The following is a 21,604-nucleotide window of genomic DNA, read 5'->3' as shown; positions in this document are numbered from 1 at the left end:
AACGAACCTGGCTCTACAGCGGGCGAGCGATGCCGGTCAGGACATGTGCTGGCCGCCGTTGATGGCGATATTGGCGCCGGTGACGAAGGCCGCCTCGTCCGACGACAGGTAGGCCACCAAACCCGCGACTTCTTCAGGCTTGCCCAGGCGCGCCATCGGAATTTGCGGAATGATCTTGGTGTCGAGCACGTCCTGCGGGATCTCCATCACCATCTTGGTGCCGATGTAGCCCGGCGAGATGGTGTTGACGGTCACGCCCTTGCGCGCCACTTCCAGCGCCAGCGCCTTGGTGAAGCCGTGCATGCCGGCCTTGGCGGCCGAGTAGTTGGTCTGGCCGAAGGCGCCCTTCTGGCCGTTGACCGACGAGATGTTGATGATGCGGCCCCAGCCGCGCTCGACCATGCCGTCGCATACCGGCTTGGTCATGTTGAATACGGAGTCCAGGTTGGTCGCCATGACGGCGTCCCAGTTCGGCTTGTCCATCTTCTTGAAGGTCATGTCGCGGGTAATGCCGGCGTTGTTCACCAGCACATCGACCGGGCCGATGTCTTTTTCAATCGCGGCCACGCAGGCCTGGGCGGACTCGTAGTCCGCCACGTCGCACGGATAAGCGCGGAAATTGAAACCCTGGTCGCGGGTAGTGGCGAGCCACTGCTCGACCTTCGGATTGCCAGGGGAATATGTGGTGACCACGCAATAGCCCAACGCCGACAGTTTGAAACACACTGCTTCGCCCAGACCACCCATGCCACCGGTTACTAATGCAACTCTTGCCATTTTCGTCCCCTCTTTTAATTGACGCCAAAAATCGGTTTCAGCGCCGGGCCGCAACCCGGCGCCGCTCATGCTAAATAATTACGCGCGTTCGATCGCCAGCGCCACGCCCATGCCGCCGCCGATGCACAGCGAGGCCAGGCCTTTCTTGGCGTCGCGGCGTATCATTTCGTGGATCAGGGTGACCAGGATGCGGGCGCCGGACGCGCCGATCGGGTGGCCGATGGCGATCGCACCGCCATTGACATTGATCTTGCTGGTATCCCAACCCATTTCCTTGTTGACCGCCACCGCTTGCGCGGCGAAGGCTTCGTTGATTTCCAGCAGGTCCAGGTCGTCCGGGGTCCAGCCGGCCTTTTTCAGGCACAGCTTGGTGGCCGAGACCGGGCCCATGCCCATGAAGGCCGGGTCCAGGCCGGACGAAGCGTAGGCCTTGATCTTGGCCAGCACCGGCAGGCCCAGTTCCTTGGCCTGCGTGGCGGACATCATGATGACGGCGGCGGCGCCGTCGTTCAGGCCGGAAGCGTTGCCGGCGGTGACCGAACCATCCTTGGCGAACGCAGGGCGCAGGCCGGCCAGCGCTTCGATGGTCGAGCCTGGCTTGACGTATTCGTCGGTCTCGAAGACGATGCTGCCCTTCTTCTGGACGATTTCCAGCGGCAGGATCTCATCCTTGAACTTGCCGGCTTTTTGCGCGGCTTCGGCCTTCAGCTGCGAATTCAGCGCGAACTCGTCTTGCTCGGTGCGCGAGATGTCGTATTTTTTCGCGACGTTTTCCGCCGTGGTGCCCATGTGGTACTGGTTGTAGACGTCCCACAGGCCATCGACGATCATGCTGTCGACCGCCTTGAAGTCGCCCATGCGGAAGCCGTCGCGCGAACCGTTGATCACGTGCGGCGAGGCGCTCATGTTTTCCTGGCCGCCGGCGATGACGATTTGCGCGTCGCCGGCCTTGATCGCTTGCGCCGCCAGGTGGGTGGCCTTCAGGCCGCTGCCGCAGACGTGGTTGATGGTGAAGCCGGGAATGCTGTTCGGCAGGCCGGACTTGATGACGGCCTGGCGGGCCGGATTCTGGCCGACGCCGGCGGTCAGCACCTGGCCCAGGATGGCTTCGCTGATCAGGTTGGGATCGATGCCGGTCTTGGCCAGCAGGCCCTTGATCACATGGGCGCCCAGTTCGGACGCGGGAACCTTGGCGAGGCTGCCGCCGAATTTGCCCACACCAGTACGGCCAGCGGCCACGATAACTACATCATCCATATGACTCTCCAATGCGCCGGCCGCAGCCGGCTTAGTTTAAGCAACAACGCGAACTTTTATCATACGCTGCCGACGGGTAGCCCGTCAGGGGTTTCGATTGTGCGTCGCCGCGAGAAATTGCCAGGATTTCTCTAGCAGCATCCGTGCCAGCGGCAAGCAAGCACTGGGGACCCATCGTAAGCGGCGGATTGGTCGCCGACTTTGATCCGCATCAAAACCCTTCAACTACATTCTGAAGAAACAGTGTCAATTTGTCACGATAATAATTTGATACCATCGAGCGTGGCGGCGCACTGCTCGCGTATCACATTGACGAAGTCGAGGACGTAGGCTTTTTGCTTTTGCGACTCGGGCACGGAGACGAACAGGTCGCTCCACAAGCCGTGGTCGCCGATCGGCTTGGCGATCACGTAGTCGTAGTCGACGTAGTTCTTGATGGCCCAGTTGGGCAGCGCGGCGATGCCGCGGCGGCTGGCCACCAGCTGCAGCACGGCCACCGTCAGCTCGGCGGTGCGTCGCTGGTAGTGGATGTCGGCGGGCAGCAGCACTTCGCGGATCAGGTCGATGCGGGTTTCCGGCACCGGGTAGGTGATCAGCGTTTCCCCTTCAAAATCAACGGCCTGCAGGCGGCGCTGCGCCGCCAGGCGGTGCTTTTGCGCCATCACGACCAGGATCTCGAAGCGGAACAGCGGGAAGGTGGCGAATTCCGGGCCGTATGGCGAACCGATCACCAGATCGGCGTCGCCGCTGCGCAGCAATTCCGCCGGCTCGCTGTGGAAGCCCGAGACCAGGTCGATCTCCACTTCCGGCCAACGTTTGCGGAATTCATCCATGACCGGCATCAGCCAGTCGAAGCAGGTGTGGCATTCCAGCGCGACGCGCAGCTGGCCGGTGTCGCCCTGGGTCAAACGGGCCACTTCGCGCTCGGCGGTTTCGATTTCCGGCAGCAGCAAATCGGCCAGTTTGAGCAGCCGCGCACCGGTGGCGGTAAAGCCGATCGGCACGGATTTTCGCTCAAAAAGCGGCCCGCCGTAGCGATCTTCCAGCAATTTGATTTGATGAGACAGGGCCGACTGCGTCAGGTTCAACAGTTGCGCAGCACGGACGAGACTGCCGGCGGAGCGCAGCGCGCTCAGGGTGCGGAGGTGGCGTATCTCTAGCATGGTCTATTAATAATTTTCATGTGAAGCCGCAAAATCTTTCGTTTTGATTATAGACCGGTTTGCCGCACACTTTATAGCATCAATATTAAATGCGGATGACACACATCATGACTATCTCGAATAACGCCATACACAGCCACATCCCCGGCTTCCCGCGCATCGGCGCGGCCCGTGAATTGAAGTTCGCGCTGGAGGCGAACTGGCGCGGCGAACTGCCGGAAGCCCAGCTGGAAGCGGTCGGCCGCGACCTGCGCGCCCGCCACTGGGCGCTGCAGCAGCAGGCCGGGCTGGACTTCGTCACCGTCGGCGATTTCGCCTACTACGACCAGGTCGCCAACCACATCCAGCTGCTCGGCTGCGAGCCGGCGCGCTACGGCTTCAGCGCGGAGCAATCGCAGCTGAGCCGCTACTTCACCATGGCGCGCGGCAACAGCAGCAGGCAGCACGATCACGCTGCATGCGGCCACGACCATTCCAACGACGGCGGCCTGCACGCCTCGGCCGCGCTGGAAATGACCAAGTGGTTCGACACCAACTACCACTACCTGGTGCCGGAATTCACGCCGGAAACCGCATTCTCGCTGGCTTGCGAGCGCCTGTTCGATGAGGTGGCCGAAGCGCAGGCGCTGGGCCATGCGGTCAAGGCCGTGCTGCTGGGACCGCTGAGCTTCCTGTGGCTGGGCAAGACCAAGACCGATTTCGACCGCCTCGGCCTGCTGGACAAGCTGCTGCCGGTCTACGGCCAGGTGCTGGACCGCCTGAAGGCGCAAGGCGTGCAATGGGTGCAGGTGGACGAGCCCATCCTCGGCCTCGACCTGCCGGCGCCATGGCGCAGCGCGTTCGAGCATACCTACTGGCAGCTGAACCAGGTCGGCGTGCCGCTGCTGCTGGCCACCTACTTCTCGCCGCTGGAGGAAAACCTCAGCCTGGCCTGCCGCCTGCCGGTGGCCGGACTGCACGTGGACGGCGTGCGCGCCCCGCACGAGCTGACCAGCATCGCCGACTGGCTGCCGGTGCACAAGGTGCTGTCGGTCGGCATCGTCGACGGCCGCAACATCTGGCGCACCGACCTCGACGCGGCGCTGGCCGTGCTGGCGCCGATCGTTGAAAAACGCGCCGGCAAACTGTGGCTGTCGTCGTCGTGCTCGCTGCTGCACGTGCCGTTCACGCTGGCGGCGGAAACCGCGCTGGACGGCGAGATCCGTTCCTGGCTGGCCTTCGCCACCGACAAGCTGGACGAGCTGTACGTGCTCAAGCGCGCACTGCAAGGCGAGTACGACGCCGCCACCAGCGAAGCGCTGGAGCGCTCGCGCGCCGCCATCGCCAGCCGCCGCGCCAGCGCCCGCGTGCACCAGCCCGCCGTGCGCAGCCGCATCGCGGCGCTGCCGGGCGACGCCGACCAGCGCCGCTCCGGTTTCACGCAGCGCCAGGCCGAGCAGCGCGCACGCTTCAAGCTGCCGGCGTTCCCGACCACCACCATCGGTTCCTTCCCGCAAACGCAGGCGATCCGCGCCGCGCGCGCCGGCTTCAAGCGCGGCGAGTTGAACGCCGCCGACTATGAGATCAGGATGCGCGAAGAAATCGCCTTCGCCGTGCAACGCCAGGAAGAATTGGGACTGGACGTGCTGGTGCACGGCGAGGCCGAGCGCAACGACATGGTCGAGTATTTCGGCGAACAGCTGGACGGCTTCGTCTTCACGCAACTGGGCTGGGTGCAGTCGTATGGCTCGCGCTGCGTCAAGCCGCCCATCATTTTCGGCGACGTCAGCCGTCCGAAGGCGATGACGGTGGACTGGACCGTGCACGCGCAAAGCCTGACCGGCAAGCCGATGAAGGGCATGCTGACCGGCCCGATCACGATCCTGCAATGGTCGTTCGTGCGCGACGACCAGCCGCGCTCGGCCACCGCGCTGCAGATCGCGCTGGCGATCCGCGACGAGGTGGCGGACCTGGAGCAGGCCGGCATCGGCATCATCCAGATCGACGAGCCGGCCGTGCGCGAAGGCTTGCCGCTGCGCCGCAGCCGCTGGGACGAGTACCTGGACTGGGCCACGCGCGCCTTCCGCGTCTCGGCCAGCGCGGTGGCGGACGGCACGCAGATCCATACGCATATGTGCTACGCCGAGTTCAACGACATCCTGCCGCAGATCGCGGCCATGGATGCGGACGTGATCACGATCGAGACCAGCCGTTCGGACATGGAGCTGCTCAACGGCTTCGGCCAGTTCCGCTATCCGAACGAGATCGGGCCGGGCGTGTACGACATCCACTCGCCGCGCGTGCCCGGCAAGGAGGAGATGGTGCGCCTGCTGCAGAAAGCCAGCGCGGTGATTCCGCCGGCCAACCTGTGGGTCAATCCGGATTGCGGCCTGAAGACGCGCGGCTGGGCGGAAACCGAAACCGCGCTGCGCAACATGGTGGCCGCCGCCAAGCAACTGCGCAGCGAGCACGCGATCTACTAGGCCCGTTCACGCCGTCCCCGCACCGCAGGGACGGCGATCCCGCATATTTGCTGGCTCAGTACGGTGCCAGCCCTCCCCTTCCGTGCTTTTTGACAGTAAAATGCTGTTGCCTGCGCATGCGCGCGAGGTTAACCCTCTAATACTGTCGCCCATGTCCAAGAGCCTGTTTCAAAAGCCCATAGAAATCAAGATTTCCACCGTAGTCGCAGTCTCCGCCATCCTGTCCACGGCGGACCGCCTGGCCCTCGACGCCGCGCTGGCCGAAATGACCGGCGGCACCAGCGACTTCTTTGAAGACGACCTGACCGTGATCGACGTCGCCGCGCTGCCGGAAGGCTGCGGCCAGATCGACTGGGCCGGCATCATCGCCGTGCTGGCCAAATACCGTTTGAAGCCGGTCGCCGTGCGCAATGCCGCGCCGGCGCTGCATGCGGAAATCGCCGCCCACGGCCTGAGCCTGGAAGCGGCGACCAAGCCGCGCGACGACGAAGCGGCCCCGGCCAAACCGGCGCCCGCGCCGGCGGCCGCGCCAGCCCCGGCCGCGCCCGCCGCCGAAGGCCAGCCCGGCAACGCCGGCGTGATGATCATCGACACCCCGGTGCGCGCCGGCCAGCGCATCTACGCGCGCGGCTGCGACCTGATCGTCACCGCCGTGGTCAACAACGGCGCCGAGATCATCGCCGACGGCAGCATCCACGTCTACAACACGCTGAACGGCCGCGCGCTGGCCGGCGCCTCCGGCAATCCCGAGGCGCGCATCTTTGCTTTGAACATGTCGCCGGAGTTGGTGTCAATTGCCGGCGTTTACCGCACTTTTGAAGACGGATTTCCGAAGGAATATGCACGTTCTCCTGCGCAAATTCGCTTGGTGGGCGACCGAATCGATATACTATCTGTCAATTCGGCAACCCGCGCTTGACATCACCTCTCTGAAAAGGATTATTTGTGGCGAGAATTATTGTTGTAACGTCCGGTAAGGGCGGTGTCGGTAAGACGACTTCCAGCGCCAGCTTCTCCACCGGCCTGGCCATGCGCGGCCATAAGACCGCGGTGATCGACTTCGACGTCGGCCTGCGTAACCTGGACCTGATCATGGGCTGCGAACGCCGCGTGGTCTACGACCTGATCAATGTGATCAATAAAGAGGCATCGCTGACCCAGGCGCTGATCAAGGACAAGCATTGCGACAACCTGTTCATCCTGCCGGCGTCGCAGACGCGCGACAAGGACGCGCTGTCCGAAGACGGCGTGGAAGTCGTGCTGCACGAGCTGATCAACATGGGCTTCGAGTTCATCATCTGCGATTCGCCGGCCGGTATCGAGCACGGCGCGCTGATGGCGCTGACCTTCGCCGATGAAGCCATCATCGTCACCAACCCGGAAGTCTCGTCGGTGCGCGACTCGGACCGCATCCTCGGCATCATCCAGGCCAAGTCGCGCCGCGCGCAGACCGGCGGCGAGCCGGTCAAGGAACACCTGTTGATCACCCGCTACTCGCCGAAACGCGTGGACGCGGACGAAATGCTGTCGTACGAAGATGTGCAGGAAATCCTGCGCATTCCGCTGATCGGCATCATTCCGGAATCGGAATCGGTGCTGCATGCATCGAACCAGGGCAATCCGGCGATTCACTTCAAGGGCACCGATGTTGCGGAAGCCTACGAAGATGTGGTGTCGCGCTTCCTCGGCCAGGAACTGCCGTTGCGCTTTACCAACTATGAAAAGCCTGGCCTGCTGCAGCGTATCTTTGGGAGCAAGTAACTATGGCCCTGCTTTCTTTCCTGTTCCCGCCTAAACCGAAAACCGCGACCGCGGCCAAGGAGCGGCTGCAGATCATCATCGCGCGCGAGCGCAACGGCCGCAGCGGTCCGGACTTCCTGCCGGCGCTGCACAAGGAATTGATCGAGGTGATTTCGAAGTACACCAAGGTCAACGCCGACGACATCAAGATCTCGCTGGACCGCCAGGGCAACCTGGAAGTGCTCGACGTCAACGTGGTGCTGCCGGACGCTTAGGTTGCTTCAAAAGGACCGCGGCTTCGTTGCGGTTCCTCCTCGTGCAGGCGCTCGCTGCGCTCATTTTGAAACAACCTAAAGATTATGCAACGGCCGGTGCACGCCGGCCGTGATCAGTTCCTGCGCCACCCTGGCGCACGCCTCGACGTGCTGGTAGCCGATCTGGCGGAAGGCCACGAAGCCGATGCCGGCCGAGGCCAGCTGCCCGGCCAGCGGCACCAGCCTGGTCGCCTGCCGCGCCACGGTCTTGAAGCCGGTACGGCGCAAGACATGCATCACCACTTCCCGCGTCACCAACTTCCCCACCAGCATGCCGCCGACGCCGATCGCCGCTTCGTAGGCGATCAGCTTGAAGCGCGGCTGCAGGCGCTCGATCTGCTGCTGCGACAGGCCGAATTCCTGGTTGATGTCGTCGATCAGCAGCGAAAACAGGCGCAGGTCCGACACCACGTCCAGGCCCGGGATCGGCACCGCCGCCACGCCGGCCGACACCATCGCGCGCCGCCGCACCAGCCGCCGGCAGCGCTCGCGCACCGCCTCGATATCACGCGCGGATGCGGGTACCAGCGTCCAATTTGTGTCTTTTTTGAAGCTCATGGCGCCTCCTGGCGTCAACTGTGCGTTCTTGCCAATTTTCAACTTCTTCATTGAATTCAGCGTTTTTCCAGTGTACCGTGTAATGAATAGTCAGGCGCGCACAATGAAACCAAGTGTTACAAGAAGCTCAACATTAGTGTCTATAAAAAAATAGTTGGCCATTTTGCTAATTTTTTTGTAAATCTCTGTTATATTTGAAGTGACTTCTCCTTAACATTTTCCAACGGGCAGTAGTATGAGAATCGCCGTACTTGACAATGACCGTAGCCAAGCCGACTTGATCTGCCAGGTGTTGACCTCCGCAGGCCATATTTGCCACAGCTTCCAGACCGCCAAGGACGTGCTGGCGCAGCTGCGCAAGGACAGCTACGACATGCTGATACTCGACTGGCAGGTGGTCGACCTGGGCGCCGCCGAAGTGCTGCGCCGCGCCCGCGAAAAGCTGCCCGACAGCGCGCCCGTGCTGTTCCTGACCACCAGTTCCGGCGAGGACGACATCGTTGCCGGCCTGGGCGCCGGCGCCGACGATTACATGATCAAGCCGCTGCGCCGGAGCGAAATGGTGGCCCGCGTGCAAGCCCTGCTGCGCCGCGCCTACCCGGCCCAGAACGGCGCCGAACAATTGCAATTCGGTCAATATGTGTTTGAAACCCGTCCCGGCCGCCTGCTGATGGATGGCATAGTGTTGGATGTGACCCACAAAGAGTTCTACCTGGCACTGTTATTTTTCCGCAACATCGGCCGCCCGCTGTCGCGCGCCTACATCCATGAAGCGGTGTGGATACGCGAGACCGCCGTGCCGTCGCGCACGATGGACACCCACGTTTCGCGCGTGCGCAACAAGTTGCAATTAAAGCCAGAAAACGGCTTCCGCCTGGTGCCGGTCTACAGCTACGGCTACCGCCTGGAAAAGCTGGGCGCCTGAAACATCCGCCGCAGTAGATACCTGCTATAACTTTAGGCAGTCCCGCCGGGCAACATAGGGGTAGTCACGGTATAATGTCCGCACATTCACGCTCCGGACCCGAAATGCAGCTGCTTGCCGTCGGCCTCAACCACAACACCGCACCGGTCTCGCTACGCGAGCAGCTGGCGTTCGCCCCCGAGCAATTGGGGCAGGCGGTGGTGGCGGCGCGGTCGTGGTTCGAGCGCATCGACCATCGCGGCTCCGACGAGGCGGCGATCCTGTCGACCTGCAACCGCACCGAGCTCTATGCGGCCAGCCAGGTGCCCGACCCGCTCGACGCCGGCGCCCATTTCCTGGCCGATTTCCACCAGCTCAATTACGCCGAACTGCGCCCGCACCTGTACCTGTTGCCGCAGCACGACGCCGTGCGCCACACCTTCCGCGTCGCCTCCGGGCTCGACTCGATGGTGCTGGGCGAGACCCAGATCCTGGGCCAGATCAAGGACGCGATCCGCACCGCCGACGAAGCGGGCGGCCTGGGCACCTATCTGCACCAGCTGTTCCAGCGCTCGTTCTCGGTCGCCAAGGAAGTGCGCAGCACCACCGAGATCGGCGCCCACAGCGTGTCGATGGCGGCGGCCGCCGTGCGCCTGTCGCAGCGCATCTTCGACAAGATCTCCGAGCAGAACGTGCTGTTCATCGGCGCCGGCGAAATGATCGAGCTGTGCGCCACGCACTTCGCGGCGCAGAATCCGAAATCCATCACCATCGCCAACCGCACGCTGGAACGCGGCGAAATCCTGGCGCACCGCTTCGGCGGCCGCGCCATCCGCCTGGCCGATCTGCAGGACAAGCTGCACCAGTACGACATCGTCATCTCGTGCACCGCCTCGTCGCTGCCGCTGATCGGCCTGGGCATGGTCGAGCGCGCGATCAAGGCGCGCCGCCACAAGCCGATGTTCATGGTCGACCTGGCCGTGCCGCGCGATATCGAACCCGAAGTGGCGCGCCTGAACGACGCCTTCCTGTACACCGTCGACGACCTGGGCAAAGTGGTCCAGACCGGGATGGAAAACCGCCAGGCCGCCGTGGCGCAGGCCGAAGCGATCATCGAGACCCGCGTGCAGTCCTTCATGCACTGGATCGACGACCGCGCCGTGGTGCCGGTGATCCAGAGTTTGCAGGAAAACGGCGAAGCGCTGCGCCAGCTGGAGCTGGAACGCGCCCGCAAGATGCTGGCCCGCGGCGAAGACGTCGACGCCGTGCTGGAAGCCCTGTCCAAGGGCCTGACCGCGAAATTCATGCACGGTCCGCAGCAGGCGCTGCACCGTGCGCAGGGCGACGAGCGCGCCCACCTGGCCGAGCTGCTGCCGCAGCTGTTCCGCGGCCGCCGTTAGCGGCACCGCCTCCCCGCCATACCTCCTTCGCCGCCACCTGCGCGGCGCACGTCCTACCTTTCAAAGAATACGCTATGAAACCATCCATGCTGGCCAAGCTCGATCAACTGGCGAACCGCCTGGTCGAACTCGATGAATTGCTGATGTCCGAAGGCGCGACCAATAATATGGACGCCTATCGCAAGATGACCCGCGAGCACGCCGAACTCGGTCCGCTGGTCGCGCTGTACAAGTCCTACCAGGACGCGATCGGCGACCTGGCCGCCGCGCAGGAGATGCTGTCCGATCCGGAGATGAAGGATTTCGCGCAGGACGAGATCGAAGCGGCCAAGGCCCGCCTGGCGGAACTGGAAATCGAGCTGCAGAAAATGCTGCTGCCGAAGGACGCCAACGACGAGCGCAACATCTTCCTCGAGATCCGCGCCGGCACCGGCGGCGACGAATCGGCTTTGTTCGCGGGCGACCTGCTGCGCATGTACACCCGCTTCGCCGAGCGCAATCGCTGGCAGGTGGAAGTGGTGTCGGAATCGGCGTCGGACCTGGGCGGCTACCGCGAGGTGATCGTGCGCCTGATCGGCAACAGCGTCTACTCCAAGCTGAAGTTCGAGTCCGGCGGCCACCGCGTGCAGCGCGTGCCGGCCACCGAGACCCAGGGCCGCATCCACACCTCCGCCTGCACGGTGGCGGTGATGCCGGAGGCGGACGAAGTCGAGGACGTCAACATCAACCCGGCCGACCTGCGCATCGACACCTACCGCGCTTCCGGCGCCGGCGGCCAGCACATCAACAAGACCGATTCCGCCGTCCGCATCACCCACCTGCCGACCGGGATCGTGGTCGAGTGCCAGGACGACCGCTCGCAGCACAAGAACAAGGCGCAGGCCATGAAGGTGCTGGCGGCGCGCATCAAGGACGTGCAAATGCGCGAGCAGCAGTCGAAGGAGGCGGCCACCCGCAAGAGCCTGATCGGCTCCGGCGACCGCAGCGAACGTATCCGCACCTACAACTACCCGCAGGGCCGCATGACCGACCACCGCATCAACCTGACCTTGTACAAGCTGGACTTCATCATGGACGGCGACCTGGTGGAGCTGACCAATGCGCTGGCCGCCGAACACCAGGCCGAGTTGCTGGCGGCGCTGGGCGACTAAGGCCCGTCGTCCGCGCGTGCGCGAGGACGGCGCTTAATCGCTGGTTAAGGTTAATCGAACAACTTTGTGCGAGAATTGCCCGCTAATCTACCCGCACAACTGAACGGATCACCATGATACATACACGCTCCCTGCTGCTATCCATCGCCATCGGCGCCTTTGGCCTGATCGGCGTCGCCCTGTATCTGCAGCACGGGCTGGACATGCTGCCTTGCCCATTGTGCGTGATCCAGCGCTACCTGTTCATCGCCATCGGCGTGGCCGCGCTGATCGGCGCCTACACCAATCCGAAGATCGGCGCGGGCGTCGGCCTGCTGGCCGCGCTGGGCGGCCTGTACACCGCCGGCAAGCACCTGTACGTGCTGGCCCATCCCGGCCTGTCCTGCGGCATCGATCCGGTTGAAACCTTCCTCAACAAGATCCCGACCGCGACCTACCTGCCCTTCCTGTTCCGGGCCGACGGCCTGTGCGAAGACGCGCTGGCGCCCTGGTTCGGCCTGTCGATTCCGCAGTGGTCCTTCCTGTGGTTTGGCCTGTTCACGCTGTCGCTGGGCTGGCTGCTGATCCGCCGCGCGCGCCGATGATCTCGCATCCCGGCGCCATCGCGGCAGGCGTCAGCATCGGCGCGCTGCAAGTGCAGTCCCTGCTGGACGCCGTGGACAACCGCATCCTGCTGTGCCACGCGCTGGGCCTGTCGCGCGTCAGCCTGATCACGCAATCGGAACGCGCCTTGAACGCCGGCGAAGCGCAGCGCTTCGCCGCGCTGGTGCGGCGCCGGCTGGACGGCGAGCCGGTCGCCTACATCATCGGCCAGCGCGAATTTTTCGGCCTGCCGTTTGAAGTCAGCGGCGCCGTGCTGATCCCCCGGCCCGACACCGAACTGCTGGTCGAGCTGACGCTGGAACGCCTGCCGCCGCAAGGCCGCGTGCTGGACATGGGCACCGGCAGCGGCGCCATCGCCGTGGCGCTGGCGCATACGCGGCGCGACGCCGACGTCAGCGCGCTCGACGTCAGCCCGGCGGCGCTGGAAGTCGCGCGGCGCAACGCCGCCGCCAACGGCGCCCGCGTGACCTTCCTGCACAGCGACTGGTACGCGGCGCTGCAGGCCGGCGGCCTGCAGCCGTTCGACGTCATCGCCTCCAATCCGCCCTACATCGCCAGCGGCGACCGCCACCTGTCCGAAGGCGACCTGCGCTTCGAGCCAACCGGCGCGCTGACCGACCACGCCGACGGCCTGTCGGCGCTGCGCACCATCATCGCCGGCGCGCAACAGCATCTGAAACCGCAGGGCTGGCTGCTGATGGAGCACGGCTACGACCAGGCCGCCGCCGTGCGCGACTTGTTAACCGCACAAGGTTACACAGATGTCCAGAGCTGGACCGACCTGGCCGGCATCGAGCGCGTCAGCGGTGCGCGAACGCACTGACCAGCGCCCCGCCGCTGCGTAAACTGGCTTTTCGCCACCCTCCCCAGTATTTGATAAACTAGCAAGCGATCTGCGGCGCCGGCCGGACTTTGAGCCGACGCCGACGCGTTTTGCCGTTTTCGGTTAATCTCGCACCTCACCGTTTGATGCAACACGAAAGGAAGATCCAATTGTCCAATCTACTGACTCGCCGCCTGGCCTTGCTGGCCAAGCCTGAGCACCGTCCGGTGCTGGGCGGCTTGCGTGGCATCGAGCGCGAAACGCTGCGGGTGGATCCGCGCGGCCACCTGGCCGCGACCCCGCATCCGGCCGCGATGGGCTCGGCCCTGACGCATCCGCAGATCACCACCGATTACGCTGAGACCCTGCTGGAGTTCATCACCCCGGCCGAATCCGACATCGCCACCACCATCGAGAAGCTGGAAGGCATCCACCGCTACGCCTACACCAAGCTGGGCGACGAACTGCTGTGGAGCCAGTCCATGCCCTGCCAGCTGCCGGGCGAGGAAGACATCGAGATCGCCTGGTACGGCAGCTCCAACCTGGGCACGCTCAAGCATGTGTACCGCCGCGGCCTGGCGCTGCGCTACGGCAAGGCGATGCAATGCATCGCCGGCATCCACTACAACTACTCGCTGGACGAGCGCCTGTGGCGCGTGCTGGCCGAGCATGAAGCCGGCGACAAGCGCCTGTCGGCCAAGTCCTTCCAGTCCGAAGCCTACCTGGCGACGATCCGCAACTTCCGCCGCTACAGCTGGCTGCTGATGTATCTGTTCGGCGCCTCGCCGGTACTGTCGAGCAGCTTCCTGCGCGGCCGTCCGCACAAGCTGGAAACGCTGTCCGACGACACGCTGTACCTGCCGTACGCCACCAGCCTGCGCATGAGCGACCTCGGTTACCAGAACGATGCGCAGTCGGGCCTGAGCCCGCACGAGAACTGCCTGGACAGCTACGTCGCGGCGCTGACCAAGGCCGTCAACCAGCCTTACGAACCGTATGCGGCGCTGGGCACCAAGCGCGATGGCGAGTGGATACAACTGAGCACCAACGTGCTGCAGATCGAGAACGAGTACTACGCCACCATCCGCCCGAAGCGGGTGATCCAGACCGGCGAACGGCCGATCCAGGCGCTGTGCTCGCGCGGCGTGCAGTACATCGAAGTGCGCTGCATGGACGTCGATCCGTTCGAGCCGGTCGGCATCAGCCTGCAGACCGGCCGCTTCCTCGACGCCTTCCTGCTGTTCTGCGCACTGGAGGATAGCCCGGCCATCTCGCCGGAAGAAGGCGCGCGCCATACCGAAAACTTCGCCCGCACCGTCAAGGAAGGCCGTCGTCCGGGCCTGACGCTGAATAACGGCGACGCCGAAGTCTCGCTGCAAAGCTGGGGCGCGGAACTGCTGGAGCGTATCCGCCCGGTGGCCGCGCTGCTCGACACGCTGCGCGGCGACAGCCAGCATGCGGACTCGCTGGCCGCGCAATCGGCCAAGCTGGCCAACGCCGAGCTGACGCCGTCGGCCAGGGTGCTGGCGGCGCTGCGCGCCAACGGCAAGTCGTTCGGCGCCTTCGCGCTGGCGCAAAGCGAGCGGCATGCGGCGCATTTCCGCAGCCATCCGCCGAGCGCCGGCGAAGCGGCCTACTTCGACGGCCTGGCCGCCGTCTCGCTGGCCGAGCAGGCGGAGATGGAAGCGGCGCCGCAGATCAACTTCGACGACTATGTTGCCGCCTACCGCGCCAGCAATCTCTGCCACTCGCGCCAGGATTGCGACTAAACTGAGGGTTCCAACCATCGCGCGAGGCCCCTTTGCTCACCTTCTACAACGAACTGCACGCTCAACACCGGGGCCGCTTCGAGATTTTTCGCGGCGAGATGGTGCCCTGCTTTGAAAAGCCGGAGCGCGTGGACTCGGTGCTGGCGGAGCTGGGGCGGCGCGGCCTGGGCAAGATCGTCACCCCGCACGGCGTGCCCCTGATGTCGCTGGAGCGCATCCACACGCCGCGCTACCTGCACTTCCTGCGCAACGCCTGGAGCGAATGGCTGGCGCTCGATCCGGCCAACGCGGACAAGGATGCCTTCCCCGCCGTCTGGCCGGTGCGCACGCTGCGCGACGACATCGAGCCGGACAACTTCTGCGCCAAGCTGGGTTTGTACTCGATGGACAGCGGCACGCCGCTGACGGCGGGCACCTGGACGGCGGCCAAGACCGGCGCCGATTGCGCGGTCAACGCCGCGCATGCGCTGCGCCTGGGCCAGCGCGGCGCGTTCGTCCTGAGCCGCCCGCCCGGCCACCACGCGGGCGCCGATTTCTTCGGCGGCTACTGCTTCCTGAACAACGCCGCGCTGGCGGCCCAGCACATGCTGGACGACGGCGCCAAGCGGGTCGCCATCATCGACATCGACTACCACCACGGCAACGGCACGCAGAGCATCTTCTACGGCCGCGACGACGTGCTGTTCATCTCCATCCACGCCGATCCGCGCAGCGAGTATCCGTTCTACCTCGGGCACGCCGACGAGCGCGGCGAAGGCGCGGGGACGGGCTACAACATGAACCTGCCGCTGCCGGCCGGCACCACGGCCAAGGCCTGGTTCGCGGCGCTGGAGACGGCCTGCATCCGCCTCGGCAGCTTTGCGCCGGACGCGCTGGTGGTGTCGCTGGGCGTGGACACCTTCGCCGGCGATCCGCTGTCGCGCTTCGCGCTGCAAAGCGCCGACTACCTGAAGATCGGCGAACGCCTGGCCTACCTCGGCCTGCCGACCGCCTTCATCTTCGAAGGCGGCTACGCCGTCAAGGAACTGGGCACCAACGTGGTCAACGTCCTCGAAGGCTACGAGACCGCGCTGTAATTCAGGGCAGCGCCTTGAAGATGTAATCGGCCAGCAGCTTCTCGCTGACCGCATGCGGCTGGCGCACCTGGAAGTTGGTGGTCGTGATGACCGCCACCAGGTGCTGCTCCGGCATCACCACCACCTTGTTGCCGCCGCTGCCGGACATCATGACGGTGCGGTAGGTCTTGCCATCCTGCGCGAAGCGCTTGATCCACCATAGATAACCGTACTCGGTCTGCTCGTCGACCTGCGAATGCGGCGCCATCGATTGCTGAACCCAGCCGGCCGAGACGATACGCTGCCCGCGCCACACACCGCCGTCCAGATACAGCTGGCCGAGCTTCAGCAGGTCGCGGCTGCGCAGGCCAAGGCCGCCGCCGGTCATGGCCGTACCAGCGGGTGTGTACTGCCATTTCAATTTGTTGATGCCCAGAGGGTTGAACAGCGTACGCGCCGCGAACTGGTCGATCTTCTCGCCGGTGGCTTTTTCCAGCAAAGGACCAAGCAGTGTCGGGCCGGCGGTGCAGTAGGAGAAACTGCGTCCGTAGGGCGAATCCTGCGGCTTGGCCACCCAGTCCGGAAAGCCGCGTATCGGCAGGTCGAGCGCGAACTGGGTCCAGTCCTCCAGCAGGTACATGCTTTCCTCGTTGCCGCGCGAGTACTGGTTTTGATCGTCGCACTCCAGCAGTGAACTCATGCTGAGCAGATCTTCGACGGTGATCTTTTCCTTGCGCGGATCGGGATAGCGCACCGGGTGCTTCTCGGGGAAGAACGCAAACACCGGCGCCTTGACGCCGGCCAGCTTGCCCTGGTCGATCGCGATGCCGACCAGCATATCGGTGACGCTCTTGGTCACCGAGCGCGTGTTGCGCAAGCCGCCTTCGCCATCGGCGTCGAAGTACGCCTCGTGTACCAGCTTGCCGTCCTTGGCGATCAGGATGCTGGTGATCTGCTTGAAGTCGCCCTTGCGGATGGCCGCATCCATCGCCTCCAGCGGCTGCGGCTGCAATCCAGCGGCGGCAGCCGCAGCCTGTGGCCATTCGGCTTCGGCCGCGGCCGCGGTCATGCACATGCCTGTCAATACCAAGGTGAGAAGCTTGCTTGCCATGTCCGCTCCGATCAATTCAGATCGCCCTAGTATACATCGCGCCGGTAGCGGCCTTCCTCCACCAGCTGGTCGAGCGCTGCGCGGCCGATGATATCGGTCAGCGCCGCATCGACGCCGGCGGCCATGCCTTGCAGGCTGCCGCAGACGTACAGCACGGCGCCGTCGGCGATCCAGGCGCGCAGCATGTCGGCCTTGGCGCGCATGCGGTCCTGCACGTATTCGCCGCCGGCCACGTCGCGCGAGAACACCAGGTCCAGCTCCGGCAGGAAACCGCCGTCGCGCCAGCGCCGGATTTCTTCCGCGCAGATGCTGTCGAATGCGCGCTGGCGCTCGCCGAAGATCAGCCAGTTGCGCTGCTCGCCTTCGCTGACGCGTGCGCGCAGGTGCGAACGCAGGCCGGCCATGCCGGAACCGTTGCCGATGTAGATGGACGGCAGCGGCTGCGGATGCGCGTCGAACGATGGATTGTCGATCAAGCGCACGCGCACCTCGTCGCCGATGGCCGCCTGCGCCGTCAGCCAGCCGGACGCCAGTCCCATGCCCTGCCCATGCCGCATCTGGCGCACGATCAGCTGCATGCCGCCATCTTGCGGCAGGGAAGCCAGCGAATAGCGGCGCGGCGTTTCCTGCGCGCCGTAGTGGCCTGGCCAGATGTCGACCAGCGCGCCCGGTTTCCAGCCTGCGGAAGCGTCGCCGCACAGGGTGATGTCGTACAGCGGATCGCCGATGCCGCCTTCGTTCAGCAACACGCGCTCCGTCATGCGCCAGCTGCCGTAGTCGGTATCCGGCGCGGCGGCCGACAGCGACATATCCGCCGCTTCGGCGCCGCTCAGTTCACGCAGCGCGTGCGACCAGCGGCCCAGTGCCACCGGATCGCCGTTGTCGACTTCGATGATCGGATGCAGCGGCTGCGCGCCCAGCACCCGCAGGCGCTGGTCCAGCGTCTGGCCGAAGCCGCAGAACTGCGCATAGTTCTTGTCGCCCAGCGCCAGCACCGCGTACTGCATGTGCGCCAGCGCTTCGCTCCGGTCGTGCAGCATGCGGCTGAAGCGGCGCGCCGGATCCGGCGGCTCGCCTTCGCCGAAGCTGCTGGCGACGAACAGCGCGCGGCGGTATTTGCCCAGCTGCGGCGGCGTGATTTTTTCCAGCGAGTGCACGTGCACGGCGACGCCGGCCTTCTGCAGCGCGGCGGCGCTTTGCAGCGCCAGGCGCTCGGCCTGGCCGGTCTGGCTGGCGTAGGCCAGCAGCACGGGATCGTCGGCATCGGCGGCGGCGCCAGCGGCCGCGGCCAGCTGCTTGCGTTCGGCCAGCGCGCTGCGCTTGGCCTTGCGGCGGTTCAGGTACAGCATCCAGCCGGTGATACCGAAGCCGGGCAGCGCCAGCGCGGCGATGAAGACGATGATCTGTCCCGTCAGGCCGAAGTAGGTGCCGATGTGCAGCGGATAGATGGTCGATTGCAGGCGCGAGCCCAACGGCATGTCGGCATAGGGTTCGTTCTTGAGCATCTCGCCGGTCTGCTGGTTGATCGACATGCGGCCTCGCGCGCGCACGTGCGGCGCGTCTTTCGCTACCCACAAGATCTGGATAGGCTGACCGGCGCGCTCCGGCGGGCGCAGGAAGGCCATCTGCCAGTTCGGCGCGGCCTGCTGGAAGGTGGCCCAGCTCAACGTCAGGTCGGCGGTTTCCGCAGTCTGGGCTTTCGGCGGCTTGGCTGTCTTCGGCTTCTGCGCGGTGGCTACGCGCGGCGGGCGGGTCGTGCCCAGCCAGCCGTCCACCATATCGCGGACCGGATCGAAGGCCCAGTACACGCCGGACGCGGTAAACATCAGGAACACCACCATCACCCAGGTGCCCGCCACGGAGTGCAATCCCCACAGGAAGGAGCGGCCCTTCATGCGCGTATCGAAGGTCAGCCAGGTGCGCCAGTCGAACACGCGGCGCGGCCAGCGCAGATACAGGCCGCTGAGGGCAAGGCCCATCAGGCAGAACGCCAGCGTGCCGCTCACCAGCTTGCCCGGCTCGCGCGGCAGCAGCAGGAAGCGGTGCAGCGACTCGATCCATTCGAAGAAGCCTTCGTAGCGCAACTCCGGCAGCTGCGCGCCGGTGTAAGGATTGAGATAAATCGTTTCGCCGCGCCGCTCGCCCGGAGGCGGCGCCAGGCCGACGCGCGCGCTTGAACCCGGCGTGTCGTACAGGATGATGCTGACGACGCGCTCGTCGGGATGCAGCAGCTTGGCCGTTTGGGCGATCTGCTGCGGCGCCAGCACCGGCGCGCTTTGCAGCGCGACATTGCGCACGCCTGGGTTCAGCCAGTCCAGCACTTCTTCGCGGAAGGCCAGGATGGCGCCGGTCAGGCCGATCACGATCAACACCGTGCCGGCCGTGATGCCGATGAACCAGTGCAGCTGGAACCAGAGCTTTTTCACAGGTCTACCTTCACGCTCAGTTTAATCAGGCGCGGTGCGCCGGACGCCAGGCGGGTGCCGGCGCCGGCCCAGTACTGCTTGTCGGCGGCATTGTCGATGTTGGCCTGCCAGGTGGTGCGCTTGCCCATGACGGTCGTCACGTAGCGGCCGCCGACGCTGAACAGCGTGACGCCGCCGAGGAAGGCCTGGTTCAAGTCGTTGACCGGGCGGCGGCCGGTGTAGTACGTGCCGCCGTTGAAGGACAGGCCCGGCACCGCATCGAGTTCATAGGACAGGAAGGCGCTGCCGGTCTGCTTCGATGCGTTCTCCGGCAGCTTGCCGTCGTAGGCCGCGCCGATGTTGTGGAATTCAGGATCGAGGAACTGCGCCGAACTTTGCCACGACAGCTGGCGCGTCAGCTTGCCCTGCGCCGACAGTTCCAGGCCGCGATAGCGCTGCTCGCCGTCGGCGGTGAAGATATTGGCGCTGTTGGTGTAGTAGCCCGGACGGCTGATATCGAATACCGCCGCCTGCAGCAGCGTGCCGCCCGGCACGCGCCAGCGCGCGCCCAGTTCCTTCTGGCGGCTGACGCCCGGCGCCATGCGCTCGCCGACGTTGGCGCTGCCGGTCGGCGCGGTCTCGCCCTCCTCCAGCCCCTGCGATCCCGATGCGTAGAACGACAGGTCGCCGCTCAGCTTGTAGATCAGCGCCGCCATCGGCGTGGTCTTGCTGACGTCATAGTGGCTCGTGCCCTGGTCGCTGTTGTACTTCACGCTGCGCACGCCGGCCACCGCCTGCCACTGCGGCGAGAAGGTCAGGCGGTCGATCGCATAGATGCCCGAGTCGCGCGAGTCCAGCGCGGCGGTGGTCGGCGTGGCCGGGTAGGCGCTGACGGTGTAGTTGGTCACCGGCGTCGGGTTGTACAGGTTTTGCGACGGGATCGTGTAGGTGGCCTGGTAGATCGGATCCTGGCCCTTATCGGTGCGCACCGCGCCGAAGGTCAGCTCGTGCTTGACCGGGCCGGTGGTCACGGCACCCGCCAGTTCCGCGCGCAGCATGTTCGAATCGACCACGCTGTGCTGCAGGTTGCCGGTGATGCGGCCGGCGCCGGTGGCCAGCGCCGCCGCATTGGTCAGGCGGAAGATCGCCAGGCTGCGGTCGCGCGCCGTTTCGGAGCGGCCGCCTTCCACCGTCAGCGCCCAGTCGTCGCTCAGCGCGTAGTCGGCGCGCAGCAGGACGTTCCTGGATTGCGCGTCGAACTTGGCCCAGTCCGGGCCGATCAAGCGCCTCGGGTCCACTGCGGCCGGCAGCGTGATGACGCCGCCGACGGCGGTCGGCAGCGCGATGCCGGCCTGCTCGGTCACGCGGCGGCTGTCGTATTCCAGGTCGGCCTTCAGCAGCAGGCGCGAATTGACGCGCCAGTCCAGCGCCGCCGAAACGAATTTGCGGTTGCCGTTACCGACATCGTCCATATAGGAACCCAGCGTGCCGCCGGCGGCGTTGACGCGCACGCCCACCTGCTGCTGCTCGCCGAAGCGGCGCGCCACGTCCGCCGTGGCGACCGCGCTGCCGTTCTGGTCGACCATCATGCCGACCGTGCCGACCGGCGTGGCGCCGGCGCGCTTGGTGACGAAGTTGACCACGCCGGCCGGCGAGGTGAAGCCGTAGTACAGCGCGGTGGCGCCCTTGAGCACTTCGACGCGCTCCTTGTCCTCCATCGGCACCTGCGAGAAGTTCATCACCGGCAGCGAGCCGTTAAGGCGGTAGTTGGTGCGGTTCTCGACGGCCAGGCCCCGGATCACCAACTGGTCCCAGGTCTCGCCGCCGTTTTGCTGGCGGGTGACGCCGGCGGTATTGCGCAGCGCGTCGTACAAACCGCCGGCCGCCTGCAATTCCAGCACCTCGCGCGTGACGACGTTGACGGTGGACGGCACGTCCATGATGTCCGCCCCACGGAAGCTGCCCGCCTCCACGGTCTTCGGCTCGAAGCCGTCGGCGCGCGCGGCCGTCACCTTGACGGCTTGCAGGACTTTGTCGTCGCCCTCCTGCGCCATCGCGACGATAGGAAAAAGGGCGAGGTACAGCGGCAGCAGGCGGAACTGGGACATGGAA

General features: G+C 65.3%; 18 protein-coding genes. 11 read left to right on the top strand and 7 right to left on the bottom strand.

The window, feature by feature from the left end; genetic code table 11:
* Positions 1-36: 36 nt before the first annotated feature.
* The 3 genes from phbB to ACEN9F_RS19490 all read right to left on the bottom strand — a co-directional run bounded on the left by phbB (position 37) and on the right by ACEN9F_RS19490 (position 3,197).
* A complete protein-coding gene (phbB, locus tag ACEN9F_RS19500; RefSeq protein WP_413422438.1) occupies positions 37-777 on the bottom strand; it encodes an acetoacetyl-CoA reductase in 741 nt (246 codons plus the stop codon).
* Between the two features lie 78 nt (positions 778-855).
* Positions 856-2,034, bottom strand: a complete 1,179-nt coding sequence (locus ACEN9F_RS19495; protein WP_413422436.1) for an acetyl-CoA C-acetyltransferase — start codon at positions 2,032-2,034, stop codon at positions 856-858.
* A 254-nt stretch (positions 2,035-2,288) separates the two neighbouring features.
* The gene (locus tag ACEN9F_RS19490) at positions 2,289-3,197 is read right to left on the bottom strand and encodes a LysR family transcriptional regulator (RefSeq protein WP_413422434.1); all 909 of its coding nucleotides are present in this window, start codon (positions 3,195-3,197) and stop codon (positions 2,289-2,291) included.
* Positions 3,198-3,304: 107 nt separating this feature from the next.
* Here ACEN9F_RS19490 and metE point away from each other — a divergent pair, with 107 nt between their 5' ends.
* The 4 genes from metE (at position 3,305) to minE (ending at position 7,674) form a co-directional block, all read left to right on the top strand.
* Positions 3,305-5,659 carry a 5-methyltetrahydropteroyltriglutamate--homocysteine S-methyltransferase gene (metE, locus tag ACEN9F_RS19485; RefSeq protein WP_413422432.1) on the top strand — a complete coding sequence of 785 codons (2,355 nt, stop codon included), beginning with the start codon at positions 3,305-3,307 and terminating at the stop codon, positions 5,657-5,659.
* A 151-nt stretch (positions 5,660-5,810) separates the two neighbouring features.
* The gene (minC, locus tag ACEN9F_RS19480; RefSeq protein WP_413422429.1) at positions 5,811-6,578 is read left to right on the top strand and encodes a septum site-determining protein MinC; all 768 of its coding nucleotides are present in this window, start codon (positions 5,811-5,813) and stop codon (positions 6,576-6,578) included.
* Between the two features lie 26 nt (positions 6,579-6,604).
* Positions 6,605-7,420, top strand: coding sequence for a septum site-determining protein MinD (gene minD / locus ACEN9F_RS19475; RefSeq protein WP_413422427.1), 816 nt, complete (start codon positions 6,605-6,607; stop codon positions 7,418-7,420).
* Between the two features lie 2 nt (positions 7,421-7,422).
* Positions 7,423-7,674 carry a cell division topological specificity factor MinE gene (minE, locus tag ACEN9F_RS19470; protein ID WP_166098948.1) on the top strand — a complete coding sequence of 84 codons (252 nt, stop codon included), beginning with the start codon at positions 7,423-7,425 and terminating at the stop codon, positions 7,672-7,674.
* Positions 7,675-7,749: 75 nt separating this feature from the next.
* Here the strand turns inward: minE and ACEN9F_RS19465 are convergent, their stop codons facing one another.
* Complete coding sequence (locus ACEN9F_RS19465) at positions 7,750-8,271, bottom strand: hypothetical protein (RefSeq protein WP_413422425.1); 522 nt, start codon at positions 8,269-8,271, stop codon at positions 7,750-7,752.
* 235 nt (positions 8,272-8,506) lie between these two features.
* On the opposite strand from ACEN9F_RS19465, the gene ACEN9F_RS19460 reads away from it, so the two are divergent.
* From ACEN9F_RS19460 to ACEN9F_RS19430, 7 genes are all read left to right on the top strand, one after another.
* Complete coding sequence (locus ACEN9F_RS19460; protein ID WP_413422423.1) at positions 8,507-9,196, top strand: response regulator transcription factor; 690 nt, start codon at positions 8,507-8,509, stop codon at positions 9,194-9,196.
* A 104-nt stretch (positions 9,197-9,300) separates the two neighbouring features.
* Positions 9,301-10,575: a glutamyl-tRNA reductase gene (hemA, locus tag ACEN9F_RS19455; protein WP_413422421.1), complete on the top strand. Its 1,275-nt coding sequence runs from the start codon at positions 9,301-9,303 to the stop codon at positions 10,573-10,575.
* A 74-nt stretch (positions 10,576-10,649) separates the two neighbouring features.
* The gene (gene prfA / locus ACEN9F_RS19450) at positions 10,650-11,726 is read left to right on the top strand and encodes a peptide chain release factor 1 (protein ID WP_413422418.1); all 1,077 of its coding nucleotides are present in this window, start codon (positions 10,650-10,652) and stop codon (positions 11,724-11,726) included.
* 113 nt (positions 11,727-11,839) lie between these two features.
* On the top strand, positions 11,840-12,310 hold the full coding sequence (locus ACEN9F_RS19445; RefSeq protein WP_413422416.1) for a disulfide bond formation protein B: 471 nt from the start codon (positions 11,840-11,842) through the stop codon (positions 12,308-12,310).
* A complete protein-coding gene (gene prmC / locus ACEN9F_RS19440; RefSeq protein WP_413422414.1) occupies positions 12,307-13,152 on the top strand; it encodes a peptide chain release factor N(5)-glutamine methyltransferase in 846 nt (281 codons plus the stop codon). The genes ACEN9F_RS19445 and prmC overlap by 4 nt, the downstream gene beginning before the upstream one ends.
* Positions 13,153-13,322: 170 nt before the next feature.
* Positions 13,323-14,921, top strand: coding sequence for a glutamate--cysteine ligase (gshA, locus tag ACEN9F_RS19435; protein ID WP_413422412.1), 1,599 nt, complete (start codon positions 13,323-13,325; stop codon positions 14,919-14,921).
* 32 nt (positions 14,922-14,953) lie between these two features.
* Positions 14,954-15,997, top strand: a complete 1,044-nt coding sequence (locus tag ACEN9F_RS19430) for a histone deacetylase family protein (RefSeq protein ID WP_413422411.1) — start codon at positions 14,954-14,956, stop codon at positions 15,995-15,997.
* Position 15,998: 1 nt separating this feature from the next.
* Here ACEN9F_RS19430 and ACEN9F_RS19425 read toward each other — a convergent pair whose 3' ends face one another.
* From ACEN9F_RS19425 to ACEN9F_RS19415, 3 genes are read right to left on the bottom strand one after another with little or no spacing between them, the layout of a single operon-like run.
* On the bottom strand, positions 15,999-17,087 hold the full coding sequence (locus ACEN9F_RS19425) for a serine hydrolase domain-containing protein (RefSeq protein ID WP_413422410.1): 1,089 nt from the start codon (positions 17,085-17,087) through the stop codon (positions 15,999-16,001).
* A gap of 26 nt (positions 17,088-17,113) precedes the next feature.
* Positions 17,114-19,513 carry a PepSY domain-containing protein gene (locus tag ACEN9F_RS19420; RefSeq protein WP_413422408.1) on the bottom strand — a complete coding sequence of 800 codons (2,400 nt, stop codon included), beginning with the start codon at positions 19,511-19,513 and terminating at the stop codon, positions 17,114-17,116.
* Positions 19,510-21,600, bottom strand: coding sequence for a TonB-dependent siderophore receptor (locus ACEN9F_RS19415; RefSeq protein WP_413422406.1), 2,091 nt, complete (start codon positions 21,598-21,600; stop codon positions 19,510-19,512). The genes ACEN9F_RS19420 and ACEN9F_RS19415 overlap by 4 nt, the downstream gene beginning before the upstream one ends.
* Positions 21,601-21,604 lie beyond the last annotated feature (4 nt).

The sequence above is a fragment of the Duganella sp. CT11-25 genome, assembly GCF_047302815.1.
GTDB lineage: Bacteria > Pseudomonadota > Gammaproteobacteria > Burkholderiales > Burkholderiaceae_D > Rugamonas.
Note: the sequence above shows the minus strand (reverse complement) of the source record. Positions and strands in the feature narration are given on the sequence as shown.

What these genes read in the sequence shown, in the direction of transcription:
- minE (WP_166098948.1), top strand. Translation starts at nt 7,423, where the DNA reads ATGGCCCTGCTTTCTTTCCTGTTCCCGCCTAAACCGAAAACCGCGACC.
- phbB (WP_413422438.1), bottom strand. Translation starts at nt 777, where the DNA reads ATGGCAAGAGTTGCATTAGTAACCGGTGGCATGGGTGGTCTGGGCGAA.
- hemA (WP_413422421.1), top strand. Translation starts at nt 9,301, where the DNA reads ATGCAGCTGCTTGCCGTCGGCCTCAACCACAACACCGCACCGGTCTCG.
- ACEN9F_RS19495 (WP_413422436.1), bottom strand. Translation starts at nt 2,034, where the DNA reads ATGGATGATGTAGTTATCGTGGCCGCTGGCCGTACTGGTGTGGGCAAA.
- prmC (WP_413422414.1), top strand. Translation starts at nt 12,307, where the DNA reads ATGATCTCGCATCCCGGCGCCATCGCGGCAGGCGTCAGCATCGGCGCG.
- ACEN9F_RS19445 (WP_413422416.1), top strand. Translation starts at nt 11,840, where the DNA reads ATGATACATACACGCTCCCTGCTGCTATCCATCGCCATCGGCGCCTTT.
- ACEN9F_RS19415 (WP_413422406.1), bottom strand. Translation starts at nt 21,600, where the DNA reads ATGTCCCAGTTCCGCCTGCTGCCGCTGTACCTCGCCCTTTTTCCTATC.
- prfA (WP_413422418.1), top strand. Translation starts at nt 10,650, where the DNA reads ATGAAACCATCCATGCTGGCCAAGCTCGATCAACTGGCGAACCGCCTG.
- ACEN9F_RS19465 (WP_413422425.1), bottom strand. Translation starts at nt 8,271, where the DNA reads ATGAGCTTCAAAAAAGACACAAATTGGACGCTGGTACCCGCATCCGCG.
- ACEN9F_RS19460 (WP_413422423.1), top strand. Translation starts at nt 8,507, where the DNA reads ATGAGAATCGCCGTACTTGACAATGACCGTAGCCAAGCCGACTTGATC.
- metE (WP_413422432.1), top strand. Translation starts at nt 3,305, where the DNA reads ATGACTATCTCGAATAACGCCATACACAGCCACATCCCCGGCTTCCCG.
- ACEN9F_RS19490 (WP_413422434.1), bottom strand. Translation starts at nt 3,197, where the DNA reads ATGCTAGAGATACGCCACCTCCGCACCCTGAGCGCGCTGCGCTCCGCC.
- minC (WP_413422429.1), top strand. Translation starts at nt 5,811, where the DNA reads ATGTCCAAGAGCCTGTTTCAAAAGCCCATAGAAATCAAGATTTCCACC.
- ACEN9F_RS19425 (WP_413422410.1), bottom strand. Translation starts at nt 17,087, where the DNA reads ATGGCAAGCAAGCTTCTCACCTTGGTATTGACAGGCATGTGCATGACC.